Annotated in this window: 14 protein-coding genes; 13 read left to right on the forward strand and 1 reads right to left on the reverse strand. The window is 63.3% G+C overall.

The features are described 5' to 3' along the window. From WBB14_RS08440 to WBB14_RS08485, 10 genes are all read left to right on the forward strand, one after another. On the forward strand, nucleotides 1-824 hold an 824-nt coding region (locus WBB14_RS08440; RefSeq protein WP_424239430.1), incomplete at its 5' end, for a DUF1214 domain-containing protein. A gap of 434 nt (nucleotides 825-1,258) precedes the next feature. Beyond that, nucleotides 1,259-1,675, forward strand: a complete 417-nt coding sequence (locus WBB14_RS08445; RefSeq protein WP_349259025.1) for an ATP synthase subunit I — start codon at nucleotides 1,259-1,261, stop codon at nucleotides 1,673-1,675. An 82-nt stretch (nucleotides 1,676-1,757) separates the two neighbouring features. Further along, on the forward strand, nucleotides 1,758-2,639 hold the full coding sequence (atpB, locus tag WBB14_RS08450; protein WP_013391128.1) for a F0F1 ATP synthase subunit A: 882 nt from the start codon (nucleotides 1,758-1,760) through the stop codon (nucleotides 2,637-2,639). A gap of 118 nt (nucleotides 2,640-2,757) precedes the next feature. Next, nucleotides 2,758-3,000, forward strand: coding sequence for a F0F1 ATP synthase subunit C (gene atpE, locus WBB14_RS08455; protein ID WP_003815363.1), 243 nt, complete (start codon nucleotides 2,758-2,760; stop codon nucleotides 2,998-3,000). Between the two features lie 144 nt (nucleotides 3,001-3,144). Beyond that, complete coding sequence (locus tag WBB14_RS08460; RefSeq protein ID WP_013391129.1) at nucleotides 3,145-3,615, forward strand: F0F1 ATP synthase subunit B; 471 nt, start codon at nucleotides 3,145-3,147, stop codon at nucleotides 3,613-3,615. Nucleotides 3,616-3,627: 12 nt separating this feature from the next. Next, nucleotides 3,628-4,167 carry a F0F1 ATP synthase subunit delta gene (locus tag WBB14_RS08465; RefSeq protein ID WP_424239431.1) on the forward strand — a complete coding sequence of 180 codons (540 nt, stop codon included), beginning with the start codon at nucleotides 3,628-3,630 and terminating at the stop codon, nucleotides 4,165-4,167. Between the two features lie 28 nt (nucleotides 4,168-4,195). Continuing rightward, nucleotides 4,196-5,737, forward strand: a complete 1,542-nt coding sequence (atpA, locus tag WBB14_RS08470; RefSeq protein WP_054455187.1) for a F0F1 ATP synthase subunit alpha — start codon at nucleotides 4,196-4,198, stop codon at nucleotides 5,735-5,737. Nucleotides 5,738-5,835: 98 nt separating this feature from the next. Further along, on the forward strand, nucleotides 5,836-6,741 hold the full coding sequence (gene atpG, locus WBB14_RS08475) for a F0F1 ATP synthase subunit gamma (protein ID WP_088137992.1): 906 nt from the start codon (nucleotides 5,836-5,838) through the stop codon (nucleotides 6,739-6,741). Between the two features lie 43 nt (nucleotides 6,742-6,784). Then, nucleotides 6,785-8,185: a F0F1 ATP synthase subunit beta gene (gene atpD / locus WBB14_RS08480; protein WP_424239432.1), complete on the forward strand. Its 1,401-nt coding sequence runs from the start codon at nucleotides 6,785-6,787 to the stop codon at nucleotides 8,183-8,185. 9 nt (nucleotides 8,186-8,194) lie between these two features. Continuing rightward, nucleotides 8,195-8,620: a F0F1 ATP synthase subunit epsilon gene (locus WBB14_RS08485; RefSeq protein ID WP_013391134.1), complete on the forward strand. Its 426-nt coding sequence runs from the start codon at nucleotides 8,195-8,197 to the stop codon at nucleotides 8,618-8,620. A gap of 79 nt (nucleotides 8,621-8,699) precedes the next feature. Here WBB14_RS08485 and WBB14_RS08490 read toward each other — a convergent pair whose 3' ends face one another. Then, nucleotides 8,700-9,626 (reverse strand): AraC family transcriptional regulator, encoded by a 927-nt coding sequence (locus tag WBB14_RS08490; RefSeq protein ID WP_424239433.1) that lies wholly within the window; start codon nucleotides 9,624-9,626, stop codon nucleotides 8,700-8,702. Nucleotides 9,627-9,845: 219 nt separating this feature from the next. Here WBB14_RS08490 and WBB14_RS08495 point away from each other — a divergent pair, with 219 nt between their 5' ends. The 3 genes from WBB14_RS08495 to WBB14_RS08505 all read left to right on the forward strand — a co-directional run bounded on the left by WBB14_RS08495 (nucleotide 9,846) and on the right by WBB14_RS08505 (nucleotide 12,655). Beyond that, the gene (locus WBB14_RS08495; protein ID WP_424239434.1) at nucleotides 9,846-10,589 is read left to right on the forward strand and encodes an SDR family oxidoreductase; all 744 of its coding nucleotides are present in this window, start codon (nucleotides 9,846-9,848) and stop codon (nucleotides 10,587-10,589) included. Nucleotides 10,590-10,653: 64 nt separating this feature from the next. Further along, nucleotides 10,654-11,508, forward strand: a complete 855-nt coding sequence (locus tag WBB14_RS08500; RefSeq protein WP_424239435.1) for an SDR family oxidoreductase — start codon at nucleotides 10,654-10,656, stop codon at nucleotides 11,506-11,508. A 346-nt stretch (nucleotides 11,509-11,854) separates the two neighbouring features. Beyond that, entirely contained in the window at nucleotides 11,855-12,655 is an 801-nt protein-coding gene (locus WBB14_RS08505) for a hypothetical protein (protein ID WP_424239436.1), read from the forward strand. Nucleotides 12,656-12,688: the final 33 nt, after the last annotated feature.

Here is a 12,688-nt window from a genome sequence, read left to right on the forward strand (position 1 = left end):
GCGCCTATCCGCAGACCGGACCCGGCGTGGGCTCGGCGCCGATCGGCAGCGACCTGCCGCCGCCCATGCCCGTGACGGTGCCTGACGGCACGCCGGCCGAGCAGGCCGCGGGCATGGATGCCGCATCATTCTTCACGCTGTTCTTCGACGTGATGCGCAACAACCCGCCGCACGCCAACGACACGCCCATCCTGGACCGCATGCGCCGCATCGGCCTGGACAGCCGCCAGCCATTCTCGTACGGCCGCTTGAGCCCGGCCGTGCAGCAGGCGCTGGCGCAGACTCAGCCGCTGGCGGGCCGGCGCATCGCCGATGGCGTGTCGCGGCTGGGCACGCCCATGAATGGCTGGAGCACCGTGCTGTCCGGCATCGGCACCTACGGCACCGACTACACGCGGCGCGCCGCCATCGCCTATGCCGGCCTGGGCGCGCCTACGCCGGAGGATGTGCTGTACCCGGTGACGGTGTCTGATTCCAAGGGCCGCGCGCTGAACTCCGACGAGGACTACGTGCTGCACTTCGACAAGGGCCAGCTGCCGCCAGCCAATGCCTTCTGGTCGCTGCACGTCTACGACGCGAAGCACGGTTTCGCTGACAATCCGGCCAACCGCTACGTGCTGCGCAGCACCGACGGCCTGAAGTACAACGCCGACGGTTCGCTGGACATCTACATCCAGCGCCGCGATCCCGGCGAGCGCAAGCGCTCGAACTGGATCGCTTCGCCGGCCGCCGATGCGCCGTTCCTGCTCAGCATGCGTCTGTACTCGCCCCAGGATACGGCGTTGGACGGCCTGTGGGCGCCGCCGCCGGTCAAGGAAGACTGACCTTGTTTTGATGGTATAAAGCGCGGCCTCCATTGTGGAGGCCGCGCTGCATCGCTCAGGGTTTGCGCACCGTGCGTTGCGGGCCGTTTCGCGTCCCTAATTTCGCCCGATCCAAGCGTTGTTTGCACCTTACAAACGGCCGAAAGTTCATTTGCTAGGGTAAAAAGAATCACGCTATACTCTGCGGGTTTGACGCTTGCGGGATAAGAACACGTAGCGGCTGACAAGTAGCGGGCGAATCGTTGATGAAGCTTTTGAAATCAACGGACTAGCGCCTGCTATGGGGGCAGCTACGGGCAGCGGGACGCGCCGGTTCTGATAGGGGCAAAGAAGCAAAGCGAGGAAGTTTGATGCAACAGAACTCCATGCAGCAGGAAGTGCGGCAGGGTCCGGTTGAAGGTCATGGTCAGCAGCAAGCAATGTTTGACCACGACATGACGGATAAAGTTCTGGTTCTCAGTGACGCGGATCGCGCGGCGCTGAATGCTCAAGCAAGCCGCGGGCTCCTGTTGGCATTGGCAGCGCAAGGTGCCATGGGGCTCGCAGCAGCAGTGATAGCGGGGGTTGTCGGAGGGGCGGCGGCAGGTTGGTCGGCGTTGGCGGGGGCGGGAGCGTATTTCATTCCCAATGCGTTGTTCGCATTGCGCCTGGCTGTCAGCGTACGGGCCGGTAAGTCCAGTCCCTTTACCTTTCTCTCTGGTGAGTTGATCAAGTTGTTCGCAACGGCGTTGCTGTTGTGGCTGCTTTCGCGTGTGGCGCAGGACAGCCTCGTATGGCCTGCCGTGCTGCTCGGTCTGATACTCACATTGAAGGGCTATCTCCTGCTCTTGATGTTCCGCAAGTTGTCATAGCGCCGAGCAGGTTTGCGGCAAACGAAATCGTGGAATCGTCCGGTTCGCAAGGGCCGGGCACAGCAAATAGGGTAGGATTCAAATGGCTGCTGCCAGCGACGTGTCGCCTCAGTCCGCGTATATTCAGCACCACCTGGTGCATCTGAACAATACCGGTGAGAAACAGAGCGCTATCGCTCAGTTCGACATCATCAATTACGACTCGTTGTTCTGGTCCGGCCTGATGGGTCTGATCGTCATTTTCTTCCTCTGGCGCGCTGCGCGCCGCGCCACCAATGGCGTGCCGGGCCGCTTCCAGGCCTTCGTGGAAATGATCGTCGACATGGTCGACGATCAGGCCAAGGGCATCGTCCACAACGCCAAGAGCCGTCTCTTCATCGCCCCGCTGGCGCTCACCGTGTTCCTCTGGATCATCCTGATGAACGCGCTGGACCTGCTGCCTGTCGATCTGCTGCCCTCCATCTGGCGCCTGACCGGCCTGGGTGCTGAACACGGCGACCCGCTCTACTACCACCGCATTCTGCCGACCGCCGACCTGAACGTGCCGATGGGCATGTCGCTGGGCGTGCTGCTGCTGATGTTCTACTACGGCATCAAGATCAAGCACCCGGGCGGCTTCGTCAAGGAACTGTTCACCGCGCCGTTCCATGCGCACGGTATCGGCGCCATCGTGCTGGCTCCGTTCAACCTGCTACTGAACCTGATCGAATACGCCGCCAAGTCCGTGTCGCTGGGCATGCGGTTGTTCGGCAACATGTTCGCCGGCGAACTGATTTTCATGCTGATCGCCCTGCTGGGCGGCGCCTGGACCGGCTTCAACGGCGCCAGCATCGGCTTGGGCATCGGTCACATCCTGGCCGGCTCCATCTGGGCGATCTTCCACATCCTGATCGTTCTGCTGCAGGCCTTCATCTTCATGATGCTGACGCTGGTGTACCTCGGCCAGGCTCACGAAGGCCACTGATCCCCCGAATTTCCCGTGCTGGCCATCCGGCCAGCACGGGATAGCAAGATTATCTTGCATTGAGCAGTACCTCTTATTTTTCAATTTTTGACTTCAGATTTCTAACCAAGGAGTTGTCATGACCAACGTCGCTTTCGTTGCCCTCGCATGCGGTCTTATCATCGGTCTGGGCGCTATCGGCGCTTGCATCGGCATCGCACTGATGGGCGGCAAGTATCTGGAAGCCTCGGCTCGTCAGCCTGAACTGATGAACGCTCTGCAAACGAAGATGTTCCTGCTGGCTGGCCTGATCGACGCGGCATTCCTGATCGGCGTGGGTATTGCCATGCTGTTCGCCTTCGCCAACCCGTTCGTCGGCTAAGGCACCGCCCGCCGGCGAAAAGGCGGGTCATGACGCTGGCGGCGATGCGGGTGCAAGCTCCGTCGCCGCCTAGCAAAGTATCGAGTGCTCCGTGACGCCCCTTTCCGGGTGCGGTCGGAGCCGCAAGGTGTTAAAGGAACGACCGTGAATCTGAACGCGACGATCATTTTCCAGATGCTCGTGTTCTTCGTTCTGGGCTGGTTCACGATGAAATTCGTGTGGCCCCCCCTGACGAAGGCGATGGACGAGCGCCGCCAGAAAATCGCCGACGGCCTGGCCGCCGCCGAGAAGGGCAAAGCCGATCTGGCTCAAGCCCAGGCGCGCGTCAGTCTGATCGAGGCTTCTGCCAAGTCCGAAAACCACGCCCGCATCATCGAGGCTGAGAAGCAAGCCGCCTCCCTGATCGAGCAGGCCCGCCGTGAAGCGGAAGCCGAGCGCGCCCGCATCGTGGCGCAGGCTGCCCAGGATGCCGCGCAGGAAGTCCAGCGCGCCCGCGACCTGCTGCGCGACGACGTCGCTGCGCTGGCCGTCAAGGGTGCTGAACAGATCCTCAAGCGCGAGGTTGACGCCCGCGCACACGCCGAGCTGCTCAACCAGCTCCGCGCGCAGCTTTAATCCGGGACCGTCATGGCTGAACTTTCCACTGTTGCCCGGCCCTACGCTGAAGCGCTCTTCAGTGCGGCGCGCGACGACCGCGCCGGCTTGCCGGCCTGGTCCGACCTGGTCAGCGAACTGGCTCAGGTCGCCTCCAACCCCGACGTGCGCGAGGCCATGGCCGACCCGCGTCTGGGCGACAAGCAGCGCGTTGAGCTGTTCTCCGGCCTGGTAAAGGCCGAACTGCCTCAAGCCGCCCGCAATTTCATCGAGCTGCTGGTCGAAAACGACCGGCTGCTGCTGCTGCCCGACATCGCCGCGCAATTCGCGGTGCTGCGGAATCGTCACGACGGCACGGCGCAGGCGGAAATCACCAGCGCGTTCGAATTGAGCGATGCCCAGGTCAAAGAACTGGTCGCCGCCCTCGAACAAAAATTTGGCCTCAAGCTCAAGCCCAGCGTCACCGTTGATCCGTCGCTGATCGGCGGCGTGCGCGTGGCCGTCGGTGACCAGGTGCTCGATACTTCCGTACAAGCCCAATTGGCCCGCATGCGCGATCAGCTCGCCGCTTAAGGCAACTAACAGGATTCCAGGAGTCAATATGCAACTCAATCCCTCCGAGATCAGCGAACTGCTCAAGAGCCGCATCGAGGGCCTGGGCGCTTCGGCTGATGTCCGTACTCAGGGCACCGTCGTGTCCGTGACCGACGGTATTACCCGCATCCACGGCTTGTCCGACGTGATGCAGGGCGAAATGCTCGAATTTCCCAACAACGTTTTCGGTCTGGCGCTCAACCTCGAGCGTGATTCCGTCGGCGCCGTTATTCTCGGTGACTACACCGGCGTTTCCGAAGGCGACCAGGTCAAGACGACCGGCCGCATTCTGGAAGTTCCGGTCGGTCCCGAACTGAAAGGCCGCGTGGTCAACACGCTGGGCGAGCCGATCGACGGCAAGGGCCCGGTCAACGCCAAGGCCACCGACATCATCGAAAAAGTGGCGCCTGGCGTTATCGCCCGCCGCTCGGTGTCGCAGCCGCTGCAAACCGGCATCAAGGCTATCGACTCGATGGTGCCGATCGGCCGCGGCCAGCGCGAACTGATCATTGGCGACCGCCAGACCGGCAAGACCGCCGTCGCTGTCGACACCATCATCAGCCAGAAGGGCAAGGGCGTCACCTGCGTGTACGTCGCTATCGGCCAGAAGGCTTCCACGATCAACAACGTGGTCCGCAAGCTGGAAGAGCACGGCGCGATGGAATACACCATCGTCGTGGCCGCTTCGGCCTCCGACTCGGCTGCCATGCAGTACCTGGCCGCCTACGCCGGCTGCACGATGGGCGAATACTTCCGCGATCGCGGCGAAGACGCCCTGATCGTCTATGACGACCTGACCAAGCAAGCCTGGGCCTATCGCCAGGTCTCGCTGCTGCTGCGCCGTCCGCCGGGCCGCGAAGCCTACCCGGGCGACGTGTTCTACCTGCACTCGCGCCTGCTGGAACGCGCTGCCCGCGTGAACGAAGAGTACGTCGAGAAGTTCACCAACGGCGCCGTCAAGGGCAAGACCGGCTCGCTGACCGCGCTGCCGATCATCGAAACCCAGGCAGGCGACGTGTCGGCCTTCGTTCCGACCAACGTGATCTCGATCACCGACGGCCAGATCTTCCTGGAAACCGACCTGTTCAACGCCGGTGTGCGTCCCGCCATCAACGCCGGTATCTCGGTGTCGCGCGTGGGTGGCGCTGCTCAGACCAAGGTCGTCAAGAAGCTGTCCGGCGGTATCCGTACCGACTTGGCGCAGTACCGTGAACTGGCCGCCTTCGCGCAGTTCGCTTCCGACCTGGACGACGCGACCCGTCGCCAGCTGGAACGCGGCAAGCGCGTGGTGGAACTGCTCAAGCAGCCGCAATACCAGCCGCTGCAAGTGTGGGAACTGGCCGTCACGCTGTACACGGTCAACAACGGCTACCTGGATGAAGTGGACGTCGCCCAAGTGCTGTCGTTCGAGAAGTCGCTGAAGGATCAACTGAAGGCCAAGCATGCGGCCCTGATCCAGCGTATCGAAGACACCAAGGAACTGTCCAAGGATGACGAAGCCGAATTGGCCGCCGCCATCCAGGAATTCAAGAAGCACGGTGCTTTTTAAGAAAGTGATGGGTTAGGCGTCCGAAACGCCTCACCCATCCTTCCCGGATGGTTGAGGCGCGAGCGGAACCCATCGGCCAGTCTTCACAGGAAAGCGCAATGCCCGGAATTAAGGAAATCCGAACCAAGATCAAGAGCGTGCAAAACACGCGCAAGATCACCAAGGCGATGGAAATGGTCGCCGCATCCAAAATGCGCAAGGCGCAGGAACGGATGCGTGCAGGCCGTCCGTATGCCACCAAGGTGCGCGAGATTGCTGCGCACCTGATGCAGGCCAACCCCGAGTACAGCCACCCGTACCTGGTCGAGCGCGAAATCAAAGCGGTCGGCGTGGTCATGGTGACGACCGACAAGGGTTTGTGCGGCGGCTTGAACACCAACATCACCCGCGTGACGTTGGGCAAGCTGAAAGAGTTCGAGAAGAACGGCATCGCCGTGCAAGCGACCGCTTTCGGCAACAAGGGCGTGGGCGTGCTGACCCGCATCGGCGCCAAACTGGTTTCCCAGGAAGTGCAACTGGGCGACAAGCCGCAACTCGACCGCCTGCTGGGCGCGATCAAGGTGCAGCTGGACGCCTACCTGGAAGGCCGTATCGACGCGCTGTACGTGGCTTCGACCCGCTTCGTCAACACGATGAAGCAGGAGCCGCTGTTCCTGCGTCTGCTGCCCCTGGCCAGCGGTTTGGATGATCCGTACCAGATGGGTGCCGAGAACCTGGCCAAGACCTCGGAAGTGAAGTCGGACTACAGCTGGGATTACATCTACGAACCCGACGCCCGTAGCGTGATCGACGACCTGCTGCAGCGTTACGTTGAAGGCCTGCTGTACCAAGCCGTGGCCGAGAACATGGCTTCGGAGCAGTCGGCCCGGATGGTCGCCATGAAGGCGGCGTCGGACAACGCCAAGAAGGTCATCGGCGATCTGCAACTGGTCTACAACAAGACCCGTCAGGCCGCGATCACCAAAGAAATTTCGGAAATCGTAGGGGGCGCTGCCGCCGTTTGAGGCAGGCAGCATCCCGTCACAAGCTATCAAGCAAGGAATCGACATGAGCAACGGAACCATCGTTCAGTGCATCGGCGCCGTGGTGGATATTCAGTTCCCCCGCGATCACATGCCCAAGATTTACGAAGCGCTTACTCTGGCCGACGAGGGTTCCTCGTTCGCCGAAAAGGGTCTGACGCTGGAAGTGCAGCAACAGTTGGGCGACGGCGTGGTGCGTACCATTGCGCTGGGCTCCAGCGACGGCCTGCGCCGCGGCATGAAGGTCACGGGCACGGGCGCTCCGATCTCGGTGCCCGTCGGCACCGGCACGCTGGGCCGCATCATGGACGTGCTGGGTCGTCCCATCGACGAAGCCGGCCCGATCCAGCACGACGAAAAGCGTGGCATTCACCAGCCGGCTCCCCGTTTCGACGAACTGTCGCCGTCGGTGGAACTGCTGGAAACCGGCATCAAGGTTATTGACCTGGTTTGCCCGTTCGCCAAGGGCGGCAAGGTCGGCCTGTTCGGCGGCGCCGGCGTGGGCAAGACCGTCAACATGATGGAACTGATCAACAACATCGCCAAGCAGCACAGCGGTTTGTCGGTGTTCGCCGGCGTGGGTGAGCGTACCCGCGAAGGCAACGACTTCTACCACGAAATGGAAGAGTCGAACGTTCTGGACAAGGTTGCGATGGTGTTCGGTCAGATGAACGAACCCCCGGGCAACCGTCTGCGCGTGGCGCTGACCGGCCTGACCATGGCCGAGAAGTTCCGCGACGAAGGCCGCGACATCCTGTTCTTCGTGGACAACATCTACCGCTACACCCTGGCCGGTACGGAAGTGTCCGCACTGCTGGGCCGTATGCCGTCGGCGGTGGGCTACCAGCCCACGCTGGCCGAAGAAATGGGCAAGCTGCAAGAGCGCATCACGTCGACCAAGACCGGCTCGATCACCTCGATCCAGGCCGTGTACGTCCCTGCGGATGACTTGACCGACCCGTCGCCTGCCACGACCTTCCAGCATTTGGACTCGACCGTCGTGCTGTCGCGTGACATCGCCGCCCTGGGTATCTACCCGGCCGTGGATCCGCTGGATTCGTCCAGCCGCCAGCTCGACCCGCAAGTCGTGGGCGAAGAGCACTACGCCGTTGCCCGTGGCGTGCAGCAAACGCTGCAGCGCTACAAGGAACTGCGCGACATCATCGCGATTCTGGGCATGGACGAACTGTCGCCGGAAGACAAGCAGGCCGTGGCCCGTGCTCGTAAGATCCAGCGCTTCCTGTCGCAGCCGTTCCACGTTGCTGAAGTGTTTACCGGTTCGCCCGGCAAGTACGTTCCGCTGGCCGAGACCATCCGTGGTTTCAAGATGATCGTGGAAGGCGAGTGCGATGCGCTGCCGGAACAGGCCTTCTACATGGTCGGCTCGATCGACGAGGCCTTCGAGAAGGCCAAGAAACTGCAATAAGGAACCGATATGGCTACCCTGCATGTGGATGTCGTCAGCGCAGAGGAAGCGATCTTCTCCGGTGAGGCGAAGTTCGTGGTGCTGCCTGGCGAAGCGGGTGAACTGGGCATTCTGCCCGGCCACACCCCGCTGATTTCGCGCATACGCCCCGGGACGGTCAAGATCGTTCGTGCCGACCAAGGCGAGGAAAACATCTTCGTCGCCGGGGGCATTCTGGAAGTGCAGCCGGGCAGCGTGACGGTTCTGGCCGACACGGCTATCCGTGCCGCCGACCTGGACGAAGCCCGCGCCCTGGAAGCGCGCCAGAAGGCCGAACAGGCCCTGGCGAACGCCAAGGACAAGGCGGACATCGCCGTGGTCGAAGCCGAACTCGCCATGCTGGCTGCGCAAGCCATCGCGGCGCGCAAGCTGCGCCAAGGCGGCCGTTCGCACTAAGCGGCGAAGCTGTGCCCCGGGGTTCGCCCCGGATTCGAAAAAAGCGGCCTTTGGGCCGCTTTTTTCATTTCTCGACGCGTCAATGTGCCAAGGCGACCGCATCCAGTTGCGTGGGGGCCGCGAGCGCGAAAGCTGAGCGCATTTCTCGTGCCTCCTCGCCCGGGCTGCGCCCGAAGAAGCGTTTGAACTCGCGGTTGAACTGCGACGCGCTCTCATAGCCGACCCGTGCGCCGGCCGCCGCCGCGGTCAGATCGTCCCGGATCATCAGCAGCCGAGCCTGATGCAAGCGCACCGACTTGATGTACTGGATCGGCGAAGTGGCCGTCACGGCCTTGAAATGCGCATGGAAAGCCGGAATGCTCAGACCCGCCTCGCCGGCCAACAATTCGACGTCCAGGCTTTGCGCGTAGTCGTTATGGATGCGGCGCAGAACCCGGGAGATCCGGCCGAAGTTGCCTTGGTAGGCCAGCGCTGCCCGGATTGCCCCGCCTTGGGGGCCCATCAACACGCGAAAACTCAGCTCCCGCACGATGGCGGGCCCCAGCACCTTGGCTTCTAGTGGCGAGGTCAACGCCTGGAGCAGGCGCACGGTGGTGTCGGCCAGCGTTGCGTCCAGCGGCGTGGACACGATGCCCGCGGGCGCGCTGACCGGCGTGCTCGCCTGCTGCTCCACTTCGATGACCAGATCGGCCACGGCGGTCATGTCCAGCCGCACGGATACGGCCAGCAGCGGCGCCTCGGGGCTGGCATCGGTCTCGGTCGAGAACGGCAGTGGCACCGACAGCACCAGATAGTGCAAGGCATCGTAGCGATAGACCTGATCGGCCAGATAGCCACGCTTGTGGCCTTGGCAGACGATCACGATGCTGGGCTCGTACAACACGGGCGTGCGTCCCAGCGGCTGATCCGCGCGCATCAGGCGCACGCCATCCAGCAAGGAGCGCGTGTATCCCTCTTGCGGGGCAAGCCGCTGGATCAGCGTCGCCATCTCGGCTTGTCGGGTCATGTCTGGATGAGGGCTTTCATTGAGAGATCTTGGGTTCAATTTATGAATAGGCCATATTCTTGCATTAATTATCCAATATTTGATCTGACGAAATAGAAATAGGCAATGATGCAATAGCTCTGCATCTCGTCTGATCCTGACGGCTTGCCTACGATTTCTCCTTGTTCATATCACCCCTGACGGTCGTCTCCCATCGGCCTGGGGCACCAAGGAGAAACGATGGAATCCATCAACGCGAACAGCCCCAAGGTCATCGTCCTGACCGGCGCGAGCAGCGGCATTGGCGAGGCCACGGCCCGCCACCTGGCGCAGATGGGCCACAAGCTGGTCATCGGGGCACGCCGCAGCGACCGTCTCACCGCGCTGCAGGAGGAACTGCGGGCGCAGGGCGCCAGCGTGGACGCGCTTACGCTAGACGTCACCCAATTGGCCGACATGCAGCGCATCGCCGCCTTTGCGCAGCAACGCCATGGCCGCATCGATGTGTTGATCAACAACGCGGGCGTCATGCCTTTGTCGCCGCTGGCGGCGCTCAAAGTCGATGAATGGAACCGCATGATCGATGTCAACGTGCGCGGTGTCTTGCATGGCATCGCGGCCGTGCTGCCTGCCATGCAGGGGCAGGGGCGTGGACACATCATCAATGTGGCGTCGATCGGCGCGCATGCGGTCACCCCGACCGCCGCCGTCTACTGCGCCAGCAAATACGCCGTGCGCGCGATCTCCGACGGGCTGCGCCAGGAGACAGATGTCTTGCGCGTGACGGTGGTCAGTCCCGGCGTGGTGGAGTCTGAGTTGGCCGACTCCATCAGCGATGAGACGGCGCGCGCGGCAATGCGTGAATTCCGCCGCATCGCACTGGCGCCGCAGGCCGTGGCAAAGGCCATCGGCTATGCGATCTCGCAGCCGGATGACGTGGACGTCAGCGAAATCATCTTGCGCCCCACCGCAAGCCCGTACTGATCTGCGCCCTTTCGATTTTCGAGGAACCCTCGTGTCCCACTCCACTGACAAGGAGCATTACCCCATGCAAACACCCTCTCATTCCAAGGTCTGGTTCATCACCGGCGCTGCTCGCGGCATCGGTTTTTCGCTGGCTCGCCAGGCGCTGGCCGATGGCGATGCCGTGGCCGTCACTTCGCGCACGCTCGCCAGCCTGCATCAAGCTTTCGGGCAAAACAACGCGCGTCTGCTGGCGTTGGAGGTCGACCTGGGCAGCGAGGCGAGCGTGCAGGCCGCCATCGAAAAGGCGATCGCCACCTTCGGCCGCATCGACCGCGTGGTGAACAACGCCGGCTACGCCCAGCAGGGCACGGTCGAAGCGCTGACCGATGCCGAACTGCGCCGCAACTTCGAGGTCAACGTGTTCGCACCGTTGCACGTGCTGCGGCATGCACTGCCGCACCTGCGCGCGCAACGTAGCGGCCACATCTTCAACCTGGCCTCTATCGTGGGCTTCCAGGGCGGCTACGCGGGCTGGGGCAGTTATGCCGCCAGCAAGTTCGCCGTCGCCGGACTGACCGAATCACTGGCGGCCGAAGTGGCAGAGCTGGGTATCAAGGCCACCGTGGTTTATCCGGGGCCGGTGCGCACGGACTTCCTGGCGCAAAGCGTGCTGGGCGTGGCCCAGCGTTCGATTGCCGACTACACCGAAGCCCAGGCTTCGCTGGATTTGCACTTGAACGGACTGCATGGCCAGCAAGCAGGCGACCCCGAAAAAGTCGCCACGCTGATCCTGCAAGCCTCCCGCGTCGCCAGGCCGCCCATCCATTTGTTCGCTGGCAAGATCGCCAACACCCTGGCCGAGCAGAAGATGCAGGCGGTCCGCGAGGATCTCGACGCATGGCGAGGCGCTTCCGACGCAACCGACTTCACCGACTGACACGCAGCCGCCGGAAGCCGTAGCGTGTCTTGCTTTCTCGGCTCTCTACCCCTTGGGAGTAGACGCCACGCAGGACAAGCTACCGGCCGATAAGGCTTATCGCATTCTTGAGTCCGGCCCCGTCACCCACAGGCTGGGCTTTGTCGTCGCACAGCGTCAAAGGCGACAGCGATTCAAATCAGTCTCTTGCCGCGCCGTTGTTTGTGCCGGCCGCAATGCGATCACTACGAATAGCTGGCCGACGCTTGCAACAGTAGCCTTCAGCTTTCCTAGTCAAGCGTTGGGGGGAAGCGTGCGAGAAGTCCTGGATTGCGGGGTTCTGCTGGCGCCTGGCCACGAAGGGGCGATGCGCGATCTGGTGGCGCAGCACCCGGCCAGGCAGATGCGTGTGCGGCTGCACCTGGTGTCGCTGAGTCCGGTGCGGTATGCAGCCGCCGGCGCGGCGTCCCGGGATGCGACGGCCGGCGCCGAGCCTGATGCCCAGATCCCGGAAGCTGACGTGCAGGCGCTGGCGCGCTTGGCGGTGGCGCTCAGGCGCTATGACTGCTGCATCCTGCCTGTCGCGCCGTCTTCGCTGGCGTGGACGCGGATGGCCTTGCAGCAGGCGGGCGCCGTGTTGACTACTCCGCTGCTATTGCTGATCTCGGACGTGAAGGCGCCCGCCATCGAAGACCTGCTAAGCCTGGGCGCTTCGGATTTCGAGACGCAGCCCGCCTGCCGGGAGAGCCTGCGGGTACGGCTCGGTCGCCTGGCCCGCACGGCGCAGGGGCGCGGCACGGCGCGGGTGGAGATCCAGGAGCCAGCGACGATGTATCGCGAGGCGCGGCCTCAGGCAGGCGCGGGCGGATTGCAGCGTCCCGCGACCTTGCGCGCCCGGGGGGCGTCCGATCTGATGGAGCAGACCCTGTCCCGCCCGCGCCATCAACCCCCCCGGCCTGCGCACGAATCCTTCCGGATCGCGAAGGCGCGGGTGGTGGACGGCTTCGAGCGCGACTACATCCGGCTTGCGCTGTCGCGCCATGGCGGCAATGTGGCGCAGGCGGCGCGGGCTTGCTGCAAGCACCGGCGGGCCTTCTGGGCGCTGATGCGCAAGCACGGCATCGAGGCGGCTCCATACCGGCAGGCCGCGCAGGAGCAGGGCGACTGAAGCGCAGGCGCGGCTGATCGGCAGCGGCCGCGC

The organism is Achromobacter sp. (assembly GCF_049647645.1).
GTDB lineage: Bacteria > Pseudomonadota > Gammaproteobacteria > Burkholderiales > Burkholderiaceae_B > Achromobacter.